This window comes from Micromonospora sp. DT227, from assembly GCF_049841835.1.
Lineage (GTDB): Bacteria > Actinomycetota > Actinomycetes > Mycobacteriales > Micromonosporaceae > Micromonospora.
On record NZ_JBNCLA010000010.1, the window covers coordinates 76,377 to 98,052 of the forward strand.

At 75.0% G+C, this 21,676-nt stretch carries 22 protein-coding genes; 12 read left to right on the top strand and 10 right to left on the bottom strand.

Annotated elements, in window-relative coordinates; all coding sequences use genetic code 11:
• Positions 1 to 28: 28 nt before the first annotated feature.
• Together ACLQ2W_RS27755 and ACLQ2W_RS27760 are read left to right on the top strand one after the other, a co-directional pair.
• Complete coding sequence (locus tag ACLQ2W_RS27755) at positions 29 to 1,450, top strand: protein kinase domain-containing protein (protein ID WP_425790038.1); 1,422 nt, start codon at positions 29 to 31, stop codon at positions 1,448 to 1,450.
• Between the two features lie 118 nt (positions 1,451 to 1,568).
• Complete coding sequence (locus ACLQ2W_RS27760) at positions 1,569 to 2,330, top strand: DedA family protein (protein ID WP_425790040.1); 762 nt, start codon at positions 1,569 to 1,571, stop codon at positions 2,328 to 2,330.
• On the opposite strand, the gene ACLQ2W_RS27765 is transcribed toward ACLQ2W_RS27760, so the two are convergent.
• Positions 2,315 to 3,670 carry an alpha/beta hydrolase family protein gene (locus tag ACLQ2W_RS27765; RefSeq protein WP_425790042.1) on the bottom strand — a complete coding sequence of 452 codons (1,356 nt, stop codon included), beginning with the start codon at positions 3,668 to 3,670 and terminating at the stop codon, positions 2,315 to 2,317. The genes ACLQ2W_RS27760 and ACLQ2W_RS27765 overlap by 16 nt on opposite strands.
• A 218-nt stretch (positions 3,671 to 3,888) precedes the next feature.
• Here ACLQ2W_RS27765 and ACLQ2W_RS27770 point away from each other — a divergent pair, with 218 nt between their 5' ends.
• Complete coding sequence (locus ACLQ2W_RS27770; RefSeq protein WP_425790044.1) at positions 3,889 to 4,725, top strand: hypothetical protein; 837 nt, start codon at positions 3,889 to 3,891, stop codon at positions 4,723 to 4,725.
• Positions 4,726 to 4,741: 16 nt separating this feature from the next.
• Positions 4,742 to 5,713: a pirin family protein gene (locus ACLQ2W_RS27775; RefSeq protein ID WP_425790046.1), complete on the top strand. Its 972-nt coding sequence runs from the start codon at positions 4,742 to 4,744 to the stop codon at positions 5,711 to 5,713.
• Positions 5,714 to 6,005: 292 nt separating this feature from the next.
• On the opposite strand, the gene ACLQ2W_RS27780 is transcribed toward ACLQ2W_RS27775, so the two are convergent.
• Complete coding sequence (locus ACLQ2W_RS27780) at positions 6,006 to 6,275, bottom strand: DUF2795 domain-containing protein (RefSeq protein ID WP_107155473.1); 270 nt, start codon at positions 6,273 to 6,275, stop codon at positions 6,006 to 6,008.
• 142 nt (positions 6,276 to 6,417) lie between these two features.
• On the opposite strand from ACLQ2W_RS27780, the gene ACLQ2W_RS27785 reads away from it, so the two are divergent.
• Positions 6,418 to 6,825 carry a DUF2267 domain-containing protein gene (locus ACLQ2W_RS27785; RefSeq protein ID WP_425790048.1) on the top strand — a complete coding sequence of 136 codons (408 nt, stop codon included), beginning with the start codon at positions 6,418 to 6,420 and terminating at the stop codon, positions 6,823 to 6,825.
• A 366-nt stretch (positions 6,826 to 7,191) separates the two neighbouring features.
• Here ACLQ2W_RS27785 and ACLQ2W_RS27790 read toward each other — a convergent pair whose 3' ends face one another.
• Complete coding sequence (locus ACLQ2W_RS27790) at positions 7,192 to 8,349, bottom strand: CaiB/BaiF CoA transferase family protein (RefSeq protein ID WP_425790050.1); 1,158 nt, start codon at positions 8,347 to 8,349, stop codon at positions 7,192 to 7,194.
• A 245-nt stretch (positions 8,350 to 8,594) separates the two neighbouring features.
• On the opposite strand from ACLQ2W_RS27790, the gene ACLQ2W_RS27795 reads away from it, so the two are divergent.
• The 4 genes from ACLQ2W_RS27795 to ACLQ2W_RS27810 all read left to right on the top strand — a co-directional run bounded on the left by ACLQ2W_RS27795 (position 8,595) and on the right by ACLQ2W_RS27810 (position 11,354).
• Positions 8,595 to 9,629 carry a TerC family protein gene (locus ACLQ2W_RS27795; protein WP_425790052.1) on the top strand — a complete coding sequence of 345 codons (1,035 nt, stop codon included), beginning with the start codon at positions 8,595 to 8,597 and terminating at the stop codon, positions 9,627 to 9,629.
• Positions 9,630 to 9,692: 63 nt separating this feature from the next.
• Positions 9,693 to 10,283: a sulfite oxidase-like oxidoreductase gene (locus ACLQ2W_RS27800; RefSeq protein WP_425790054.1), complete on the top strand. Its 591-nt coding sequence runs from the start codon at positions 9,693 to 9,695 to the stop codon at positions 10,281 to 10,283.
• Between the two features lies 1 nt (position 10,284).
• A complete protein-coding gene (locus tag ACLQ2W_RS27805; RefSeq protein WP_425790056.1) occupies positions 10,285 to 11,043 on the top strand; it encodes a ferredoxin reductase in 759 nt (252 codons plus the stop codon).
• A 17-nt stretch (positions 11,044 to 11,060) separates the two neighbouring features.
• Complete coding sequence (locus ACLQ2W_RS27810) at positions 11,061 to 11,354, top strand: DUF6510 family protein (protein WP_107155648.1); 294 nt, start codon at positions 11,061 to 11,063, stop codon at positions 11,352 to 11,354.
• 16 nt (positions 11,355 to 11,370) lie between these two features.
• Here ACLQ2W_RS27810 and ACLQ2W_RS27815 read toward each other — a convergent pair whose 3' ends face one another.
• Positions 11,371 to 13,059 (bottom strand): glycosyltransferase, encoded by a 1,689-nt coding sequence (locus tag ACLQ2W_RS27815; RefSeq protein ID WP_425790058.1) that lies wholly within the window; start codon positions 13,057 to 13,059, stop codon positions 11,371 to 11,373.
• Between the two features lie 170 nt (positions 13,060 to 13,229).
• A complete protein-coding gene (locus ACLQ2W_RS27820) occupies positions 13,230 to 13,886 on the bottom strand; it encodes a C39 family peptidase (RefSeq protein WP_425790060.1) in 657 nt (218 codons plus the stop codon).
• A 272-nt stretch (positions 13,887 to 14,158) separates the two neighbouring features.
• Between ACLQ2W_RS27820 and ACLQ2W_RS27825 the strand changes: the two genes are divergently transcribed.
• Positions 14,159 to 14,686 (top strand): GNAT family N-acetyltransferase, encoded by a 528-nt coding sequence (locus tag ACLQ2W_RS27825; protein WP_405093948.1) that lies wholly within the window; start codon positions 14,159 to 14,161, stop codon positions 14,684 to 14,686.
• A gap of 12 nt (positions 14,687 to 14,698) precedes the next feature.
• Here ACLQ2W_RS27825 and ACLQ2W_RS27830 read toward each other — a convergent pair whose 3' ends face one another.
• Positions 14,699 to 16,144, bottom strand: coding sequence for a M20/M25/M40 family metallo-hydrolase (locus ACLQ2W_RS27830; RefSeq protein ID WP_425790062.1), 1,446 nt, complete (start codon positions 16,142 to 16,144; stop codon positions 14,699 to 14,701).
• A 101-nt stretch (positions 16,145 to 16,245) separates the two neighbouring features.
• Between ACLQ2W_RS27830 and ACLQ2W_RS27835 the strand changes: the two genes are divergently transcribed.
• Positions 16,246 to 17,544: an NAD(P)/FAD-dependent oxidoreductase gene (locus ACLQ2W_RS27835; protein WP_425790064.1), complete on the top strand. Its 1,299-nt coding sequence runs from the start codon at positions 16,246 to 16,248 to the stop codon at positions 17,542 to 17,544.
• A gap of 11 nt (positions 17,545 to 17,555) precedes the next feature.
• Here ACLQ2W_RS27835 and ACLQ2W_RS27840 read toward each other — a convergent pair whose 3' ends face one another.
• The 3 genes from ACLQ2W_RS27840 to ACLQ2W_RS27850 all read right to left on the bottom strand — a co-directional run bounded on the left by ACLQ2W_RS27840 (position 17,556) and on the right by ACLQ2W_RS27850 (position 20,718).
• Entirely contained in the window at positions 17,556 to 18,770 is a 1,215-nt protein-coding gene (locus ACLQ2W_RS27840; RefSeq protein ID WP_425790066.1) for an AI-2E family transporter, read from the bottom strand.
• 104 nt (positions 18,771 to 18,874) lie between these two features.
• Entirely contained in the window at positions 18,875 to 19,660 is a 786-nt protein-coding gene (locus tag ACLQ2W_RS27845; protein ID WP_405093952.1) for a spermidine synthase, read from the bottom strand.
• Between the two features lie 86 nt (positions 19,661 to 19,746).
• A complete protein-coding gene (locus tag ACLQ2W_RS27850; protein ID WP_425790068.1) occupies positions 19,747 to 20,718 on the bottom strand; it encodes a DUF2267 domain-containing protein in 972 nt (323 codons plus the stop codon).
• A gap of 184 nt (positions 20,719 to 20,902) precedes the next feature.
• Here ACLQ2W_RS27850 and ACLQ2W_RS27855 point away from each other — a divergent pair, with 184 nt between their 5' ends.
• Positions 20,903 to 21,217: a hypothetical protein gene (locus ACLQ2W_RS27855; RefSeq protein ID WP_425790070.1), complete on the top strand. Its 315-nt coding sequence runs from the start codon at positions 20,903 to 20,905 to the stop codon at positions 21,215 to 21,217.
• Positions 21,218 to 21,291: 74 nt separating this feature from the next.
• Here the strand turns inward: ACLQ2W_RS27855 and ACLQ2W_RS27860 are convergent, their stop codons facing one another.
• Entirely contained in the window at positions 21,292 to 21,639 is a 348-nt protein-coding gene (locus ACLQ2W_RS27860) for an STAS domain-containing protein (protein WP_425790072.1), read from the bottom strand.
• Positions 21,640 to 21,676 lie beyond the last annotated feature (37 nt).

Genomic DNA, 21,676 nt, shown 5'->3' on the forward strand with positions numbered 1-21,676 from the left:
CGGGGGTGGCCGGGCAGACTGGGGGATCATGTCGCCGTTCACGCCCGACCTCCGGCTGCACGACCGGTACGTCCTGCGCGAGCGCATCGGGCTCGGTGGGATGTCCGAGGTGTGGCGCGCCGACGACGAGGTGCTGCACCGCCCGGTCGCGGTCAAGGCGCTCGCCGGCCGGCTCGCCGCCGACCCGCAGCTGCGCGCCACCATCCAGCGTGAGGCCCGCGCCGCCGCGCGGCTCACCCACCCGCACGTGACCCAGGTGTACGACTACGGCGAGGCCACGCTGCCCGGCGGGGTGGTCACGCCGTACCTGGTGATGGAGCTGGTGGCCGGTCAGACACTTGCCGACCGGCTGGCCGGTGGGCCGCTGGCCTGGCCGGACGCGCTCCGCACGGCCGGTCAGGTGGCCGCCGCGCTGGCCGCCGCGCACCGGATCGGCGTGGTGCACCGGGACGTGAAGCCGGCCAACGTGATGCTCACCGAGACCGGCGCGAAGGTGCTCGACTTCGGCATCGCCGCGCCGGCCGGCCCGCACCAACCGGCTGCCGGGCCGGCCGGCGAACCGCTGGCCGGCACCCCGGCCTACTTCGCCCCGGAACGACTCGATCCCGGGCCCACCCACCCGGCCGGCGACGTGTACGCGCTCGGCGCGCTGCTCTACCGCAGCCTCACCGGCCGGCCCCCGCTGCCGGTGCGGACCTGGGACGACGTGGTCGACCTGCGGGACCGGCGTCCCCCGGTGCCGCCGCTGCGGGTGCCCGGGCTGCCCGCCGACGTCGCCGACCTGGTGCTGGCCTGCCTGGCGCTCGACCCGGCCCGGCGACCCACCGCCGCCCGGGTCGCCGACCGGCTCGGCGCCGGCCGCCCGGTCGACCCGCCGACCGCGGTCCTGCCCACGGTGTCCCGGGTGGCGCACCCCGCCACGCTGATCGAGCGGCCCGCCGGGGCGGCCCGCCCGGTCCCGCCGCCCCGCCCGGAGGTCCCGCCGAACCGGCTCACCGGCGTGCTGGTCGCCGGCGCGGTGGTGCTGCTGCTCGCGCTGGTCGGCGCGTTGGTCTTCGACAGCCGCTCCGGGACGCCGCGGGCCGCCACGCCGCCGGCCGTGGCCCCGCCGTCCGCGCCCGCGTCGAGCAGCGCCCGCCCGGCGCCGACGCGCGTCGCGCCGTCGTCGGCGGCGGCCGAGCCGGTCACCGCCCGACAGCTCGCGGACCGCTTCACCGCTCTGCTGGACCGCGCCGAGGCGGCCCGGCTGATCGACCGCAAGACCGCCGACGACCTGCGGAAGAAGGCCGCCGAGCTGGACCGGGGCAAGGTCAGGGACCGGGCCAAGCGGATCGAGGACCTGCACGAGCGGATCGAGGACGCGGCCGACGACGACAAGCTCGACGGCGCCACCGCCGCCGCGCTGCGCCGACTGCTCGACACCTACGACCGGCTGCGTGGCGGCGGCTGACCGGCCGGCGTCGGACGGTCCGGCCGGGTAACCGCGACCCGGCCGGGTGCCCGCGGTTCGGCCGTAACCGGTGCCGCTTTCCGTGGTCGCCGGCCGGGTCGCCCCGTACCGTGGTCGGATGATCGGAAACGCACAGCTGCTCGCCGGCCCCCGGGTGAGTGCCGCGCGGGCCGCGGAGCCGGCCGGCGAAGGACCCGTCGGATGGGTCACCGGCCTGGTGGAACGCCTCGGCGGCCCGGGGGCCGGGCTCGCGGTGGCGCTGGAGAACCTGTTCCCGCCCATTCCCAGCGAGGTCATCCTGCCGCTGGCCGGGTTCACCGCCAGCCAGGGCCGGATGAGCCTGTTCGGCGCGATCGCCTGGACCACGCTCGGGTCGGTGCTGGGCGCGCTGGCGCTCTACTACGTCGGGGCGGCGCTCGGGCGGGACCGGATGCGCGCCCTGGCCGGCCGGCTGCCACTGATCAAGCTGGCGGACGTGGACCGCACCGAGGCGTGGTTCCTGCGGCACGGCGTCAAGGCCGTGTTCTTCGGCCGGATGATCCCGATCTTCCGGAGCCTGATCTCGATCCCGGCCGGCGTGGAACGGATGCCGGTGCCGGTGTTCCTGCTCTTCACCACGCTGGGCAGTCTGATCTGGAACACCGCGTTCGTGCTCGCCGGCTATCTGCTGGGCGAGAACTGGCACGTGGTCGAGGCGTACGTCGGCACGCTCCAGAACGTGGTCATCCTGGCGGTCGTGGGCGGCGTCGGCTGGTTCGTGGTGAGCCGGGTCCGGCGCAACCGCCGGTCCACCCCGGACGCCCCGGCGGCCCCGCCCCGGTCGGGCACGGTCTACCGGGGCGGCTGGTACGGCACCGACGACGATCAGCAGGCCGGGTAGAGGCGGCGGGTGCCGGTGCCGGCGGTCCAGGCGGCCGGGTCGCTGAACCGGCAGCCGAACCCCGGCGCCGCCACCGCCCGGAGGTCGGTGACCGGGTCGCCGGCCGGGCGCTGGCCGGTGCGTACCCAGCGGGTCAGGTCGTCCCAGGCGGCGCCGGCCTCGGCGGGGCTGAACTCGCAGTGCTGCGTGCTCCGGACCGCCCGTTGCACCAGCAGCCGGGACCGGCCGTGCCGGGCCACGTCGCGGGCGTACGCCTGCTCCATCCGGAACGGCACGAAGAGGTCACCGAGGCCGTGCAGGCTGAGCACCGGCACGGTGGGGCGGCCGGCGATCCGGGGCACCTCGGTCAGCCCGGGGGAGAGCCGCTGCCGGAGGTTCTCCGGCGCGACCCGCTGCACGGTGGCGTTCAGGTCCACTGGCTGGTTCGGGGCGTACCTGGTGAACAGGTTCGTGGCGAGCTGGCCGGGCCGCTGGGCGGGGGAGTCGCCGCCGTTGGTGGTGGCGATGCCGAACAGGAAGTCCTTCCACACCGCGAACGCCGCGTCGGCGCCCGGCCGGACGCCGCCGGAGCGGGCCACGGTGACCGCGCGCAGCTGCCTGCCGAGCGCGTTGGTGGTGTCCGGGCCGGTGGGCGTGAGGCCGGCCAGCCCGGTCGCCACCTGGATGCGGGGGACCGCGTTCGTCAGGTAGTCGGCCGGCGGTGGGTAGGCGCGCACGCCGGTCAGCGCCTGCGCGACCAGGTTGTAGTCGAGCAGGTAGTCGAACAGCTCCTGGTCGCCGAGCACCCCGCACATCGGCAGCGCGCCGGCGTAGTAGCCCGGGTACTGCTCCAGCGAGCGGCCGATGACGTGCCCGCCGAGGGAGACGCCGGCGATGAGCACCCGGTGCGGCCGTCGCACGGTGCGGGCGAACAGGTCGGCGAGGGCCCGGGTGCCGAGCACGCCGGAGCGGACGTCGTAGCCGTTGCGGTCGTACGAGGAGGACGCCCAGGCGTACCCCTGGGACAGCAGGCGCTGCCGCAGGTCGAACGCGGGCGGCTCGGGGGAGAGTTCGGTGCCCTGGCCGCGGTAGCCGTGCGCCCACATCACCAGGTCGCCGTTCCACTTCGCCGGGACCTCGACGACGTAGCCGGCGTGCGCGTGCACGCCCTGCCGGACGGTGGTGGCGGCGCCGTCCACGACCAGCGGCGGCAGCGGCGGGTTGACGATGGTGTAGCCGGGCAGCGGCTGGCTGCCGTCGTCGTGGCCGGCGGCGTGCGCGGGCGCCGCGCCGACCAGACCGAGCGCGAGCGCGAGCGCGGCGCCGGCGGCGAGCAGCCGGCGGGTGGGTGAGGTCTGCATCGCTGCTCCCCGGGGACGGGTGCCGCCCCGGAGCGCGGGGCGGCGGGCGGGACGGATGCCTACCGGCCGGTAGCGACCTGAACCTAGGCCCGAGGTTGAGGACTGTCAATCACTGACCGGTCGCTCGGTCGACCCGTCCCGCCACCGTGGCCGCCGGAATGAACCGTGGCGGAAACGGAGACGTATGACCCGGTGGGGACCGGCGAGAGGGGACGACCATGACGGCATCCGGGGACGACGCTGACCTGCCCGACACACGGTGGTCCGGCGCCGCCCGCTGGCTGTCCGCCGCCGCCGTGCTGGTGGTCGTGCTGGGCGCGGTGGCGGTCGCGGTGACGCTGTCCAATCCGGCCCGTCTCGGGGTGGTCTTCTCCGGCGGCCCGCCGCCCTCGCCGGCCGCCGACCCGGGCGGCTCCGGCGGTGTCGGCGGCGCCGAGGTGGCCGCCACCGAGACGCTCACCGCGCCGCGCGGGGACCGAAGGCGGGCCGACTTCGAGCTGGTCGACGGCCTCACCAGTTTCACGCTGCGGGCCGCCGACCTGGGCGACGACCTGTACCGGATCGGCGCGCCGGACGACGCCGGCGTGACGCCCCGCCCGCGGGTGGACGGCGACCGGGTCCGGCTGCGGATCGTCGAGAACGGCCGCGCCGGGCCGGCCGCCGTCGAGGTGGTGCTCAACGCCCGGCTGACCTGGCGGGTACGACTCGTCGGCGGCGTGCGTGAGCAGCGGCTCGACCTGGGCGCGGCCCGGCTCGCCGGGATCGAGCTGATCGGCGGCGCGTCGCGTACCCGGTTGCGGTTGCCCCCGCTCGACGGCACGCTCACCGTGCGGATGACCGGCGGGGTCAGCGAGCTGACGGTGACCGTGCCGGGTGGGCCACCGGCCCGGGTGCGGGTGGCGTCCGGCGCCGGCTCGCTGGCCGTGTACGACGAGCGCCGCGCCGGCATCGCCGCCGGGGACGTGGTCAGCTCACCGGGCTGGGACCGGGCGGCGGACCGGCTCTACCTCGACCTGGTGGCCGGCGCGAACGCGGTGAGCGTCACCGCGGACTGAGCGTACAGTTCGGGCGGTGGACCGTACCGAATCGTTGCCCGCGCAGACGCTCCCACCCGGCGTCGGCGCCACCGACCCGGGCAGCGTGCTGCTGCCCGGCCACGACGTCCCGCTCGGCCGCTACACCACGGTTCGTCGGCTGCTGCCGCAGCGCCAGCGGCGGATGATCGGCGCGTGGTGCTTCGTCGACCACTTCGGCCCGGACGACGTGGCGCAGCGGCCCGGCATGGAGGTGCCGCCGCACCCGCACACCGGCCTCCAGACCGTCACCTGGCTGCTCGACGGCGAGATCCTGCACCGGGACAGCCTCGGCAACGTGCAACCGATCCGCCCCGGCCAGCTCAACGTGATGACCTCCGGCCGGGGCATCGCCCACTCGGAGCGCTCACCGCTGGTCCACCCGCCGCTGATGCACGGCGTGCAGCTCTGGGTCGCGCTGCCCGACCCGGCCCGGGCCGGCGACCCGGACTTCGCCCACCACGCCGAGCTGCCCCGGTGGCGCGACGGCGACCTGGAGCTGACGCTGCTCGTCGGGGAGTTCGGCGGGGAACGCTCACCGGCCGTCGCGCACACTCCGCTGCTCGGCGCGCAGCTCGAGGCGCGCGGTCCGGCGGCGGCCACGCTGCGGTTGCGCCCCGACTTCGAGTACGGGCTGCTGGCGATGTCCGGCTCGGCCGAGGCCGACGGGGTGGCGTTCGCCCCGGGGGCGCTGCTCTACCTGGGCGCCGGCCGGACGGCGTTGACGGTACGCGCCGCGCCGGGCAGCCGGCTGCTGCTGCTCGGCGGCGCGCCGTTCGACGAGCCGCTGGTGATGTGGTGGAACTTCGTCGGTCGCTCGCATGAGGAGGTCGCCGCCGCGCGGGAGGACTGGATGGCCGGTCGCCGGTTCGGCACGGTCGCCGACGACGCCGCCCCTCCGCTGCCCGCGCCCGCGCTGCCCACCACCCGGCTCAAGGCCCGCGACCGCAGCGGCGGGGTCCGCGGCTGAGGCACGTGCCCCCGGACACACTTTCCGGAATCTCACCCGTTCGGCTGATGGCTCGTCGTATGATGATCGTGGCAGTGATGATCGCCCGGTTCGGGCGAACATCCACCGCCTGGTGATCGCGACCCGGTTCGGGCGCGCACCGTCAGGGCCAGGTGTTGCGTGGCGCCCCAGGTCGCGGTTCGTGACCCGGGGCGCCCGCCTGTCGCCGGACCCCCGCTGCCCGGTGAACCGCCGCGCCGCCGCGCACGGCGTCGCGCCCGGCCGCGACGCGACCGGGCGGCGCCGGACGGGCTCAGATGCGGCGCACGTGCTGCGAGACGCGGGAATGGTCGTCCCGGGCCTGGGCGGCCCGCTGCGACCGGCTGACCTCGGGGGCCGCGTCGATCCCGGCCGACCGCGCCACCTCGGTGCCGTTGGCGTAGTCCACCGGCGGCAACGCGCGCAACGCCCGCAACACGTCGGGTGGCGCGCCCTCCCGTTCCGCCTCGCGGATGACGTCGTTCTTCCCGGCCGGGTAGTCCAGCGCGGACAGGTACTCAAGGACGTCCGAATAGCTCGCCATGGGTCGGGCTCCTCGCGCCAGTCGTCGGGGTCGTGACCGCGCGGCGGTTACCCGCAACGTGGCGGCTCACGCCCGATCTCCCGCGGTTTCCGTCGCGCCCGGACGGGTAGCCGCCCTGCGCGCACCGAAGGGGGTACCACCGATGGACCACCACATGTTCGTGGCCCGGGTCGCCGGACGCACCGGCACCGCCGAGGACCGGGCCGCGACGCTCACCGCCGCCACGCTGGGGACGCTGGCCGAGCGGCTGACCGGCGGCGAGGTGCTGGACCTCGCCGCGCAACTGCCGAAGCCGCTGCGGGGGGCGCTCAACCCGCAGCCGCACACCGAGGCGGCCGAACGCTTCGGGGCGGTCGAGTTCGTCGCCCGGGTCGCCCGCCGGGCCGGCTGCGACGAGAACACCGCCCGGGGCGCGACGCGGGCGGTGTTCGCCACGCTGCGCGAGGCGATCAGCGGTGGCGAGTTCGCCGACGTGGTGGTGCAGTTGCCCCGGGACTACCGGGACCTGGTGGAGCCGGCGCTCGCGCCCGCCACCACCCGCCGGCGCTGACGCCGTCCCGGGGCCGGCGTTGGCTGGCGTTGGCTGGCGTTGGCCGGCAATGGCAGGCGTGGGCCCACGCTGGATCCGGTCCGCGCCGAAGGTGGATACCGTCCGTCACGACGGCCGGGCCGGCGCGGTCACCCGGAACCGCCTTTGCTCTGCAGCCATGGGCGCATCCCACACCTGGAGTAACCACGCCGGCTCGATCGTCCGCCGCACGGGAACACTTCGCGACCAGCTCACGGCCCCGATGCGCTGATGGCTGCAGAGCAAAGGGGCCAGCGGCTGCACCTGCCGCCCGTGCCGCGGGGCAACGGAGGGTGACCACGGCGACAGTTGCGAAGAGTGAGGCGTCGCGGCTCGCGCGGCGCCTGCTCAGCCGACCGCGCCGGCGGCGCGCAGCGCGGCGATCCGGGCGGGGTCCACGCCGGCGTCGGCCAGCACCTCGTCGGTGTGCTCGCCCGGTCGCGGCGGCGGGCGGCGGACCGCGGTCGGCGTGGCCGAGAAGCGTGGCGCCGGGGCCGGCTGCACGACGCCGTCCGGCGCGACGAAGACGTCCCGGGCGGCCAGATGCGGATGCCGGGGCGCCTCCGCCCAGTCGAGCACCGGCGCCACGCAGGCGTCCGTGCCGGCCAGCAGCTCCGCCCACTCGTCCCGGGTCCGGGTCCGGAACAGCCGCGCCCAGGCCGCCCGCAACGCCGGCCAGTTCGCCGGGTCGTCGCGGTCCGGCGCGTCGTCGCCGTCCAGCGGGAAACCGGTGAGCCGGACCAGTTCGGCGTAGAACTGCGGCTCCAACGCGCCCACCGCCACGTAGCGCCCGTCGGCGCACTCGTACGTGTCGTAGAACGGCGCGCCGCCGTCGAGCAGGTTTCCGCCTCGCGGGTCCTGCCACAGGCCGAGGCCGCGCAGCGCGTGGATCTGGGTGGCCAGCACCGAGACGCCGTCCACGATGGCCGCGTCGACCACCTGGCCGGGCGCGCCGCCGCGGACCGCGTACACGGCCGCGACCACGCCCAGCGCCAGCATCATGCCGCCGCCGCCGAAGTCGCCGAGCAGGTTCATCGGCGGCACCGGACGCTCGCCGGCCCGGCCCACCCCGTGCAGCGCGCCGGTCAGCGCCAGGTAGTCGATGTCGTGGCCGGCGGTCCGGGCGAGCGGCCCGTCCTGCCCCCAGCCGGTCATCCGCCCGTACACCAGGCGCGGGTTGGCGGCGAGGCACTCCTGCGGGCCGAGACCGAGCCGCTCGGCCACCCCCGGCCGGAAACCCTCCACCAGCGCGTCCGCGCCGGCCACCAGGGACAGCAGCAGCTCCCGGCCGTCCGGGTGCTTGAGGTCCAGCGCGATCGAGCGCCGGTTGCGGTTCAGCAGGTCGCCGGGGAACGCGCCGAACCCGCCGCCGCCCACCCGGTCCACCCGGACCACGTCCGCGCCCAGGTCGGCAAGCATCATGGCGGCGAACGGCCCCGGGCCGATGCCGGCCAGCTCGATCACCCGCACGCCGGTCAGCGGTCCGGTGTTGGTCACCCGCGTCACCCTAGGGCTCCGGACCCCGGCACGCCACGGCCCCGACCGCCCGTACAGCGGTTGACCAGGGCAATCATCCGGGCCTCGACTTGGCGTCCGGCTCCGGGTGGCCTAGCCTTGGAACCGCGAGGGGAGTACTTCCCACGAACCATTCCGGTCAGTACGGCGAGCCCCGGGGGCGAGCCTCGGGTGGTTGCCCACGAAACCGTGGGTGAAGGAGACCTCGAACATGACACGGTGTTCGAGGAGGCCCCATGACCGAAGTGTCCTACCTGTCCGCCGCCGGCCTGTCGTCGGTGGGCACGCCCACGCTGTGGGCGGTGACGATCGCCGGCGTGCTCGCGCTGCTGGTGCTGGACTTCCTGGTCACCCGCAAGCCGCACGAGGTCTCCATCCGGGAGGCGCTCGGCTGGTCGGCCTTCTACATCGCCCTGCCGCTGGCGTTCGGCGCGTGGATCTGGTCCCGCTACGGCAGCCAGCAGGGCGTCGAGTACCTCACCGGTTACCTGGTCGAGAAGTCGCTCTCGGTCGACAACCTGTTCGTCTTCATGCTGCTGCTGGCCGCGTTCGCGGTGCCCGCCGTGCTCGCCCAGCGGGTGCTGCTCTACGGCATCGCCGGCGCGCTGGTGCTGCGCGCGATCTTCATCGCGCTCGGCGCCGCCGCCCTCCAGACGCTCGACTTCGCCTTCCTGCTCTTCGCGCTGATCCTGATCGCCACCGCGGTCAAGCTGCTGCGCGACGCCCTCTCCGGGCACGAGCAGGAGGTCGACATCAACAAGATGCGGTCCGTGCGGCTGCTGCGCAAGGTCATGCCGGTGGTCGAGGAATACCACGGCACCCGGATGACCATCCGGCAGCACGGCCGGCGGGCGCTCACCCCGTTCGCGCTGGTCGTGGTCGCGGTGCTGGCCACCGACATCGTCTTCGCGGTCGACTCGGTGCCCGCCGTCTACGGCATCACCGAGGACCCGTACCTGGTCTTCGCCACCAACGCGTTCGCGCTGCTGGGCCTGCGCGCGCTCTACTTCGTGCTGCACGCGGCGCTCAGCCGGCTGGTGCACCTCAGCTACGGGCTCGCCGTCATCCTGGCGTTCATCGGGATCAAGCTCGGCCTGCACTGGGCGCACGGCATCTGGAAGGGCGTGCCGGAGATCCCGACGCTGGCCTCGCTCGGCGTGATCATCGGAGTCCTGGTGATCGTCACCATCACCAGCCTCCGCGCCACCCGGGGCAGCGGCGACGGCGACCGCGCCGTCGTGCACGAGACGCAGGGCGGTGGCCCCGCCTGACGCGTTGCCCCGGGAAGCGGTGTGCGGTCGCGGCCGGGGTGGTAGGACTGACGGGTGGGAATCGTGTCGCCGGGATTTCAGGGCCGGCCCCGTTCGTCCGCGCCGGACCTGCCACCGGGGCAGTACCTCACCGAGGACTTCCCGGTGCTCTCCGCCGGCCCGACGCCGCGCGTGGCGCCCGACACCTGGGAGTTCGTGCTGACCAGCGAGACCGGCGCGGAACACCGCTGGTCCTGGGACGAGCTGATGCGCCTGCCGCAGGACACGCCGACGGTGGACCTGCACTGCGTCACCCGCTGGTCCAAGCTCGGCACCACCTGGCAGGGCGTCTCGCTGGACACGCTGCTCGACGGCGTGGACACCGACGCGCGCCACGCGCTGGCGCACTCGTACGGCGGCTACACCACCAACCTGCCCCTGGACGACCTGCGCGGCGGGCGGGCCTGGGTGGTGCACACGTACGACGGGCGCCCGCTGCCCGCCGAGCACGGCGGCCCGGCCCGGCTGCTCGTGCCGCACCTCTACCTGTGGAAGTCCGCCAAGTGGGTGCGCGGCATCCGGCTGCTCGTCGACGACCGGCCCGGTTTCTGGGAGACGGCCGGTTACCACGACTACGGCGACCCGTGGCGCGAGCAGCGCTACCAGGGCGACTGAGGTGACCGCGCCGACCGCCGGCGGCCGGGCGGCGCCGCTGACCTGGCGGGTGGCCCGGCTGGTCGAGCGGCGGGTCGAGACGGCGACCGCCCAGACACTGGTGCTGGACGTGCCCGGTTGGCCCGGGCACCTGCCCGGCCAGCACGTCGACCTGCGGCTGACCGCCGCCGACGGCTACCAGGCGGCCCGCTCGTACTCGCTCGCCGGCCCGGCGCAGGACGGGCGGATCGAGGTGACCGTGCAGCGGGTGACCGACGGCGAGGTGTCGCCGTACCTGGTCGACACGTACGCCGAGGGCGACCCGGTGGAGGTCCGCGGCCCGGTCGGCGGTTGGTTCGTCTGGCGGACCGACGGGGCCGCGCCGGTGCTGCTGGTGGCCGGCGGTTCCGGGGTGGTGCCGTTGATGGCGATGATCCGGGCCCGCCGGGCGGCCGGCAGCCGGACGCCGTTCCGGCTCATCTACTCGGTACGGACCGCGGACGACGTGATCTACGCCGACGAGCTGCGCCGCCGGGCCCGCGACGACCAGGGCCTGGACGTCGCGTACGTCTACACCCGGCGGGCGCCCGAGGGCTGGCGGGGCGAGCCGCACCGGATCGGGCTGGCCGACGTGAACAGTCACGGCTGGCCGCCGGCGTTGGAGCCGCTCTGTTACGTCTGCGGTCCGACCGGATTCGTGGAGACCGTGGCCGACCTGCTGGTGGGGCTCGGCCATCCGACGCGGCGGGTGCGGACCGAACGGTTCGGCCCGACCGGCTGACGACCCGAGGAGGGCGCATGACGGAACTGTCCTACCTGGACGGCAACATGCTCGACGGACCGCTGCGGGAACTCCTCGCGGTCGACCTGAGCGCCACCACCGGGCGGTGCGACACCTGCGGCATGACCGGTCCGATGGCCGGCCTGCACGTCTACTCGCACGCCCCCGGCCTGGTCGGGCGGTGCCCGGCGTGCACCGGCGTGATGGTGCGCCTGGTCCGCGCGCCGGAGCGGGCCTGGCTGGACCTGCGCGGCACCACGTACCTCCAGGTTCCCATGCCGCTGGAGCAGCGCCTCCGCCCCGCCCCCTGACCGGACGCGGCCGGCCTCAGGACGCGACGGTCAGGTGGTCCAGCTTCGCCGGCGCGGGTTCGGCGTGGTGGCCCGCGCGTTCGGGGACGCTCCCCGCCGGGACCACCCCGGGCCGGGGCGGCGCGCCCGCCGGCCGTGTCGCGCCGGTAAGGCGACGTCGTACCCGACTGACGAGCTGCCCCACGGTCACCGGCACCACCGACAGGACGAGCTGCCCGTTGCGCGGATCGACGGTCGCGGCCACCCCGTACAGCCGGGCGCCGTGCCGCAGCAGCCGGGGCCGGCCGGCGGCCAGTCGGGGCGCCCGGACCGGCGCGCCGCCGCGGCCGTACCCGCCGTCCACGTCGGCGCGGACCGGATGCCGTTGGCCGCTGGCCGCGCTGGCGGCGAGGAGCCGGTCGACCGGGAAGTCGGTGCGCACGGTCCGCCCGGTCGGGTCGGTGGCGTCCAGCCGGGTGGTCCCGGCGACCGGGCCCGCCACCAGCCGGACCGGCCCGGCCTCCGCGGCGAACCGGGGGTACGGGCTGCGCGCGGTCACCGTCACGGTGCGCCCGTCGACCCAGCTCACCTCGACGGTGTCCAGCCGGGCCAGCCAGTCGGCGCGGACGTCGGTGACGTCGGTCCACGCCGCCGGGGCACCCGGGTAGCCGGCGTGCCACCGCCCGGCCGCCACCACCGTCGCCGGTACGCCCCGGTCGGTGTCCTGCGCGATGACCGCCAGCAACTCGTCGACGCCGCCGCCGGTCACCGCGCCCAGACGCAGCCGGGCCTCGATGTCGAGCCGGTTGCGGACCCCGTCGGTGACATGCTGGTCGACCAGCCGACGGACCGTCGCGTGGACCCGTTCCTGGGTGGCCCGGTCCAGCCGGCGGAAGTCGTCGCCGACCAGGTGGGCCAGCTCCAGCCCGACGTGCCGGCTCAGCACGGCGTCCCGACGCTCGCCGGCCGGGATCAGGTCGGCGACGAACGCGAACAGCCGTTCCACGCTGACCAGCCGCTGGTCGACCCGGCTGTGGTAGGTGATGTTGCGGGCGTCCAGCCGGCGTACCGCGTGGTAGTAGTCGTAGTCGGCGAGCACCGAGATCCGGCGGGCGTGGTAGCAGGCCGCCAGCGTGAACGGCTGGTCGCTGAGGACCGGCATGTCCTCGGGGAACCGCAGCCCGAGCCGGTCGACGAGGTCGCGGCGGAACAGCTTGGTGTTCGCCAGCGACCAGGGCAGCGCCGAGTCGAACAGGCTCACGTCGACCGCGTTGCCGGCGGCGAACACGTCGGCGAAGACGTGCCGGCCGTTGACGCCGACGACCTTGCCGAGCACCACGTCGGAGCCGTACCGGTCGGCGGCGGCGACCAGTCGTTCCAGCGCCTCGGGGCCGAGCCGGTCGTCCGAGCCGAGGAAGAAGACGTACCGGCCGGTGGCCAGCTCCAGCCCTCGGTTGCAGGGCGCGGCCGGGCCGCCCGAGTTGGCCTGGTGGACCACCCGCAGCGTGCCGGGGTGCCGGGCGGCGAGCCGGTCCAGCAGGCGACCGCTGCCGTCGGTGGACCCGTCGTCCACCGCCACGATCTCCATCCGGTCGGGCCCGATGGTCTGCCGCAGCAGCGAGTCGAGGCAGGGCCGCAGGTAGCGGAGCGTGTTGTAGACCGGCACGACCACGCTCACGTCGGGTCGGGTGGTCGGTGGGCGGTCCGTCGCCTCCTCGACTGCCACAGCTGATCCTCCGTTGGTCGCGCGGCTGGTCCGACGCGACCGAGCGTGGTGGAGCGACCGGTCCGGGTGACGACACCGACGTGACGGCCAGATGACCGGCAGGCAGCCGTTGGATACGCCGAACGGGCCCGACCCCCGGTGCGTGGGGGTCGGGCCCGTTCGGGTGTTGCTCAGCTGGTGCTGTAGCCGCGGGTGGCGATCCAGTCGGCGAGGTTGTCGATGCTCATCCGGTAGGAGGCCATGGTCGGGTCGGCGCTGTCGGCGATGGTGACGGTCCTGCCGTCGTCGCGGTAGCCGATGACGCTGATGTAGTGCCCGCCCTCGAAGGAGTGGGTGTTGCCGTCCGTGTCGGTGGCGGTGCCGGCGATGTTGGCGACCACGGCCCGGCCGGCGTCGACGGTGCGGACGACGTCGGCGCGCAGCTTGTCGGTCTGCTTGTCGTCGGCCTTGGGCGTGCTGATCTCGACCGACTTGTAGGCGTCCTTGGCGCCGGTCTCCTTGTTCAGCACGGGGGTGATGTCGTTGATGCTGTTGGTGCCGGCCTCGGTGGTGCCCATCTCCTCGGCCATGGTCTGCACGTCGATGTCCTTGCCCTGCACGGACAGCGCGTTGCGGGCGGCGGCGGGGCCGCAGAAGTAGAAGTTGGGCTGGGCTTCGTAACGCACGTCCAGTTCCCGCTCGCCGTGACCCTTGCGGTCGGTCACCACGGCGCTGGTCGGGCCGGTGGGGGCGGCGTGGGCGGCGATGGCGGGGCCGGCGACGCCACCGGCGGTCGCGGCGATGCCGGCAGCGGTCAGCACGGTCTTGCGCAGCAGGGTGGTAGCCATGATGGTTGCCTCCCAGGGGGAAGACGCGGCGGGTACCGCGTGCGGGGGACGTCTCGGGACAGGCCCGGCCGGCGGACGAGGGTGCCTGCGCGGGGCCCGGATGCCGGCACGGGCGGGGCCACGGGGTGGCCGGTTGGCCCGCGGTCTGCCCGGTACAACGCCCGCCCCCCCGGCCCCGATTCCGCCGCGCCGGTGACCCCCGCCACCCCATATCCCCACAAATCAGACACCGGGTGGGGATGTGGGTGGCGGATGGGTGAGAGTGGTGCCTCGTGAGATACCTGCGTAGTGACGGCCGCGTCGCGATCCGCCGCCCCCGGCCCGGCGACGAGGCGGAGTTCGTGGCCGCCGCCCGGCGCAGCCGCGACCTGCACCACCCGTGGCTGACCGCACCGGACGACGCCGAACGGTACGCCGCGTACCTGCGCCGGATCCGCCGGCAGGACACCTCCGGCTTCCTGTTCTGCGACCGGGCCAGCGGTGCGATCGCCGGGTACGCGAACATCGGCGGCATCGTGCGGGGCGCGCTGCGCGGCGGCTACCTCGGCTACGCCGCATTCCGCCCGTACGCGGGCACCGGGCACGCCTCGGCCGGGGTGCGGCTGGTGATCGCGCACGCGTTCGGCGCGCTCGGGCTGCACCGGTTGGAGGCGAACATCCAGCCCGGCAACGCGCCGTCGAAGCGACTGGCCCGCCGCCTCGGGTTCCGGCTGGAGGGGTTCTCCCCGGACTACCTGTTCGTGGACGGCGCGTGGCGGGACCACGAGCGCTGGGCGATCACGGCCCCGCCGACACCCTGACCGGACGGCGTCTCAGCTTCCCGGCTTCGGGAACGCGACCGGGCTGCGGTGCCCGGCCCGGTCCACCGCGCGTACGCCGAAGAACACGTTGTCCTTGGACAGGTCGATCGTCACCTCGGTGACGTCACCGACCGCCAGCACCTTCTGCCACTCGGCGGCCGTGGTCTCCCGCCACACCACCTCGTAGCCGGCCAGGTCCGGTTCGGGGCCGCGCTGCCAGCGCAGCGTGGTGTCGTTGGTCAGGTTCGTGGTGACCACGGTGACGCCCTTCGGCGTGCCCGGGGCCTGGGCGAGCGACCACAGCGCCGCGCCGTTCACCCGGGCCACCCGGGTGATGTAGTCGAAGTCGCAGAACTCCGGCAGGTCGCCGTACTGCACACCGTCGACCACCCGGACGTCCTGGTGCTGGTGGGCGAAGTCCTCGGCGGGCTCGGTGAACCGGCCGGCCGGCCAGCCCTCCCGCAGGAACGAGATGTGGTCGCTGCCGCGCAGGTAGCGGTCCCGCCGGTAGATCACCCGGACGTCCATCCCGGTCACGCCGTGGTCCGCCACGTCGGTGACGAACCGGGCGAGCTGCCGGGACGGGGAGTCGTTCTCGCCGCCGACGGACTGCCGCACGCTCGCCTCGGCCGGCGTCTCGGCGGTCGGCACGCCCTCGGCGAACAGCCGCACGGTCCGCGGGTCACGGGTGCCGTCGTCGGCGGTGCTGCTGCCGACGATGTCGTTGCTGAACATGCCCTGCACGTCCACGCCGGCCGCCTTCAACCGGCCGGCCAGGTACGCCGAGCCGTACAGGCCCTGCTCCTCGCCGGCGACGGCGGCGAGCACGATCGTCGCCTCGGTGCGCCGGCTCGCCAGCACCCGGGCCAGCTCCAGCACCACGGCCACGCCGGACGCGTCGTCGTCGGCGCCCGGCGCGTCGCTGACCGCGTCCATCACGTCGGTGGCGCGGGAGTCGTAGTGGCCGGTGATCACGTACACCCGCTCGGGCGTGACGTCGCCGCGCAGCGTGGCCACCACGTTGGTGATGGTGGTGGCGGTCGGGATCCGGGAGGCGGGCTCCTGCACGTACGACTGGAGTGCCACGGTCATCCGGCCGGCGGAGGCGGCGGCGTACCCGGTCAGTTGGGCGTGGATCCAGTCCCGGGCGGCGCCGATGCCGCGTACCGGATCGGTCTGGCTGGAGAGCGTGTGCCGGGTGCCGAACGCGGCCAGACGGCGGACGGTGGCCTCGATCCGGGCCCGGTCGATCTCGCGCAGCAGCGCGGTCAGCTCGCGGTCCGGCGGCTGCGGCCGGGCCGGCCGCCCCGGACCACGCGGCGCGTCGGTCCCCGCTACCGCCGGGCTCGCGGCGAGCGGCGTCGCGACGGCGGCGGCGGTGGCCGCGGCCGAGGCGGTGAGGAAGGTACGCCGGCTCGACCTCGTGGGTCGGCCCTCGGCGGTCTCGTGGTTTCCCATCCCGGCATCCTCGCGCCGATCACGAGGAATGTCCATATCGTTCACCGTGGATGGATTGACCGGGACGTTTGTCGGAGGTCTGCCCGGGAACGGCAGCAGACATGACGAAACCACGTGTGGTGATCGTGGGGGCCGGGTTCGCCGGGTACCACGCGGCCAAGACGTTGCGCCGGCTGGCCCGCGACCGGGCCGAGATCGTCCTGCTGAACACGACCGACTACTTCCTCTACCTGCCGCTGCTGCCCGAGGTCGCGGCCGGCGTGGTCGAGCCGACCCGGATCTCGGTGCCGCTCGCCGGCACGCTCGACGGCGTCCGGGTGGTGGTCGGCGAGGCCGACCGGGTGGATCTCCAGAACCGCTGGGTCGGCTACCGCTCCGCCGAGGGCGAGCACGGCCAGCTCGCGTACGACCGGCTGATCCTCTCCGTCGGCAGCGTCAACAAGCTGCTGCCCATCCCCGGGGTCACCGAGTACGCGCACGGCTTCCGTGGCCTGCCCGAGGCGCTCTACCTGCACGACCACGTGGTCCGGCAGGTCGAGCTGGCCGAGCTGACCGACGACCCGGCCGAGCAGCGGGCCCGCACCACGTTCGTGGTGGTCGGCGCCGGCTACACCGGCACCGAGGTCGCCGCCCACGGCCAGTTGTTCACCGACCGGCTGGTGGCCCAGCGCCCGCACCTGAAGGTCCGGCCCCGCTGGATGCTGCTCGACGTCGCCCCGCGCGTGCTGCCCGAACTGGACCGGCGGATGTCCGTCACCGCCGACCGGGTGCTGCGCCGCCGTGGCGTGGACGTGCGGATGGGCACCTCGGTCGGTGAGGCCACCCCGGACGGCGTGATGCTCACCGACGGCGAGTACGTGCCCACGTGCAGCCTCATCTGGTGCGTCGGGGTGCGCCCGGACCCGTTCGTGGCCGAACTGGGCCTGCGCACCGAGAAGGGGCGGTTGGTGGTGGACGAGTTCCTCAACGTCCCCGGGTACCCGGAGGTGTTCGCCTGCGGCGACGCCGCCGCCGTCCCGGACCCGACCCGCCCCGGGCAGGTGTGCGCGATGACCGCGCAGCACGCCCAGCGGCAGGGCAAGCTGGCCGCGCACAACATCGCCGCCTCGTACGGGCAGGGCACCCGCAAGTCCTACCAGCACCACGACCTGGGCTGGGTGGTGGACCTGGGCGGCAAGGACGCGGCGGCCAACCCGCTGCACGTGCCGCTGTCCGGCCTGCCGGCCAAGGCGGTCACCCGCGGCTACCACCTGTTGGCGATGCCCGGCAACCGGCCCCGCGTCGCCGCGGACTGGGCGCTCGACGCGACGCTGCCCCGGCCGGCCGTGCAGCTCGGCCTCGTACCGGCCAACGCGGTGCCGCTGGAGAGCGAGTCGCCGGAGCTGGTCCGCCGGCCCTGACACCCGCAAGCTCATCCGCCGGCCGGCGGCCGGTCCCGCGCCACGGGATCCGGCCCGCCGGCCGGCTCCTTGTGCTCGCCCGGCGCACCGTCGGCCTGGGCCATGCCCTCGGCGGCGCCCGTGCCGTCGGCGGCGCCCGTGCCGTCGGCGGCGCCCGTGCCGTCGGCGGCGCCCGTGCCGTCGGCCGGGGTGCCCAGTGCCAGCCGCCCGGCCGGGACGAACTCGCGCAGCAGCACCTGCACGACGCCGGCCGCCGGGATCGCCAGCAACGCGCCGACCAGACCGGCCAGTTCGGCCGCCAGCAGCACGCTGACCAGCACCGTCAACGGGTTCAGCCGGACCGCGCGGGCCATGATCACCGGTTGCAGCAGATGGTTCTCCACCTGCTGGTAGACCACGAAGAAGACCAGCACCACGACGCCGGCGGTGGGGGATTTCGCGAAGCCCGCGCCGGCCGCGACGATCGCGCCCAACGTGGCCCCGACCAGCGGGATCAGGTCGAACACGGCGACCACCAGCGCGATCACCGCGGCGAACGGCACCCCGAGCAGGAGCAGCACCACGAAGGTCAGGCCGCCGCAGATCAGGCTGATCACCAGGTTCCCGCTCAGGTAGCCGGTGACGATCCGGGAGGAGTCCCGCCCGATGCGCCGCAGCCGCTCGGCCGGGCCGTCCCCGACCAGCCGCAGCGTCGTCGCCACGATCCGCGGCGCCTCCAGCACCATCAGGTACGCCAGCACCACCACCGTGACCAACGCGGCGACGGCCTGCGCCACGCCCCGGACCAGCCCGACGGTCGGCTCGCCGAGCCGGGAGCCGTAGCGGCGCAACTGTCCGGGTTCGGCGTACCGGAGCAGGTGCAGGCGGTCCAGCAGCCGGCCGATCGGTCCCCGCCCGGCCTGGGCGTCGTGCACCAGCTCCGGCACCCGGTCGGCGAGCCGGCCCAGCTCGTCCACCAACGGCAGGACGATCATCGTGCCCAACGCCGCGAGCAGCACGAACGTGGCCAGGAAAACCAGCAGGGTGGCCAGCGCCCGCCGGTGCACCCGACGCTCCAGCCGGTCGACGAGCGGCTTGAGCGCGACCGCGAGGAACGCCGCGACCAGGCCCCAGACGAGCACCCGACGGGTCGCCCAGACCAGCGCCAACCCGACCACGGTGGCCAGCACCAGACCGATCACGATCACCGTCCGGCGGGCGGTGGACCGGTCGTCGGCGACGCTCATCCGGCGCGGCTACCCGCCCTGCCGGTGGAGAAACCCGGGGCTCACCCCGGGTCGGGTCGGTCATCCGGCGCGGCTCCGCCCTGCCGGTGGGAAGGCCCGAGGGCTCACCCCAGGTCGGCGTCGGTGACCGGCCAGGCGTCCGCGGCGAACGTGTCGAGTGCCGCCGCGTGCAGCACGGTGCCGGGCACCGGGTCACCGGCGACCCGCGCGGCGAGCCGGCGTACCGGCAGTCGCCCCGGCCGGAGCACGCCGGCGAGCACCACGTTGCCGTAGCGCCGGCCGCGCAGCATCCGCCGGTCGGTGAGCAGGCACACCTCGGCGAAGACGGCGCGCAGCGTGGCCACCTGCGCCCTGGTGTGCGCCAGCGGCGGCAGGTCGGTCAGGTTCACCAGGTAGACGCCGTCCGGACGGAGTACCCGGGCCACCTCGGCGGCGAACTCGAGGGCCGCCACGTGCGCGGGCATCCGGGCCGCCCGGTAGACGTCGCCCACCACCACGTCGTAGGCGGCGTCCGGCGCCCCGGTCACCGCGTCGCGGGCGTCGCCCAGCGTGACCACCACCTCGGGCGGCAGCGGCGGCAGCTTCCGGCGGACCAGCTCGACCACGCCGGGATCGCGTTCGACCACCCGCTGCGCCGAACCGGGCCGGGTGGCGGCCAGCCAGCGGGGCAGCGTGAGCGCGCCGCCGCCCAGGTGCAGGGCGGTCACCGGCTGCCCGGGCGGGGCGCTCAGGTCGATCACCGTGGCGATCCGCCGCACGTACTCGAAGTGCAGGTGACGAGCGTCGGCGACGTCCACGTAGGACTGTTCGACCCCGTCGGCGAGCAGCGTACGCCCGGTGGGGCGGGCCGGGTCGACGACGATCTCCAACACCTCGGTGTCGCTCTCCACCTTCGGCACGCTACCGGCGCGCGTGCCGTGTTGGGCGGGGCCCCCGCCTCTACCGGAGGCGTTAAGCGGGGGCCCCTCCTTGCGGGTCAGCCGGCGGCCATGCCGGCGCCGGCCTCGTCGATGGCGTCGTCGACGCGGTGGGCCAGGGCCACGTCCGCGGTGGTGACGCCGTCGGTCTGCTGGGTCCGGACGGTGAGCACCGCGTTGTCCGGGTCCGGCCGGCCGATCTGCGGGCCGCGCCCGCCCTCGGCCCGGAGCCGGTCCAGCCGGTCCAGCACCCGGTCCAGGTTGCCGCCGGGCAACTCGATGGTGCGCACCAGCGAGCGCCGGTCACTGGACCAGTACGGCAGCGTGGCGAGCGCGTCGCGTAGCTCCGACTCGGTCAGCGGGGCGGTGGCGGAGCTGGCGCCCACCAGACCGCCGCCGTAGTCGGCCGGTCCGAGCAGGTCCCGCAACCCGTCGGGTACGCGCAACGACCCGACCAGTTCGGCGTCCGCGTCCGCGAGCGCGGCCAGGGTCGCCTCCGCCTGGTAGCGCGCCTGTTCCGGGGTGAGCCGGCTGCGCCGCCCGACCTCGGCCAGGAAGCCCGGCAGGTCCTGCCGCCGTTCGATGCCGTCCACCGGGACCACGTCGTGCAGCTTCACCGGCACGGCCGCGAGCAGCCGTTCCCGCTCCGCCTCGTCGAGCGCCCAGGCCAGGGCCAGCACGGTGGCCTCCGCCGCGACCTTCGCCTCGGCGAAGTCGACGCCGGCGCGCCGGCTCACGTCGTCGACGAGGTCCCGGTAGCCCCGTGGGACACCCCGGCCGGACGGCGGGTCCGGCAGCGGTCGCGGTCGCTCCGCCACCCCGACCGCGGGCGGCGCCGGCCCACCCCGCGTGCTGTCCGGCTTGTGTCGACCGGCCGGCGGCGGGCCGGACCGCTCGTGCTGGTCCAGCGAGGTGACCTGCTTGGACGCGCTCAGGCTGGCGCCGGTCTGGCTGGGTCGCCGGCCCTGCTCCCGGGCCTGGCGGGCGAGGGCCCGGCGGCGCTGGTTGTCGCCCTCCATCTGCTTGCGCATCGTCGCACCTCGTTCCTGGTCGGTTGCGCTTGCGCCGGTCGCCTTCCCGGTGCCGCCGGGAAGCTAACGACGTCCGGCGGGGCGAGGAGCTTCATTCGCTGCGGGTGAGGGGCGGTCACCCGATGGCGTCGCACGATCGGGGCGGACCGGACAACTTCCGACGCACGCGGAAGGGCAGGTCGTCATGAAACGGATCGTGGAGATCGTCCCCGCTCGTCCCGGTTGGTACGCCCGCTGGCGCGTCGGCCCGGAGGTCACCCGCTGCTATCCGGTGACCCTCTGGGCGCTGCTGGAGGGCGCGGACGGCGGTGGACGCGAGGTGGTCGGCGTCGACTGCGTCGGGCAGTGGCCCGGCGCGGACGACGACGGCGCCGGAGATTTCGTCCGTTACCTGTTCCAGACGCCTGATTCCGGTGTGCCGGAGGACGTCGACTCGTCGGCGGTGGGGGAGCCGCGTGACGGCGCTCCCCGCCGGCCGGCCGTGGTGCCCGTCGTCTGAGCTTTCCTCCAGGCCCCCGGCCCCTGGTCCCAGGGTCGGGGGCCGCCCCCTGCCCGGGGCGCGACGCGGGTCGGTCAGCCCACCTCGCGGGCGCCGCCGGCCGCCGTTTGCGGCGGGGCGGTGAGCAGCTCGGCCAGCCCGGTGCGGTCCAGCAGCTGTCGGATCTGCGCGTTCACGCCGCGCAGGTGGATCGCGCCGGTGCCGGCGCGGTGGATCAGCACCAGCGCGCTCAGGCCGGAGGAGTCGCAGAGCGTCACGTCGGTGAAGTCGAGCCACAGCTCCTGGTGGCCGTCGCGGCGCAGCCGGGCGGCGGCCTCGACGAGTTCCGGCGCGGTGTCGAAGTCCAGCTCGCCGGCCAGCCGGAGGCGGGCGGAGCCGGCGTCGGGCCGGTCCACCTCGATGGTCAACAGCGGGGAGAGCACAGGACCATGTTCCCAGCCGCCGGTGGTCGGGAAACCT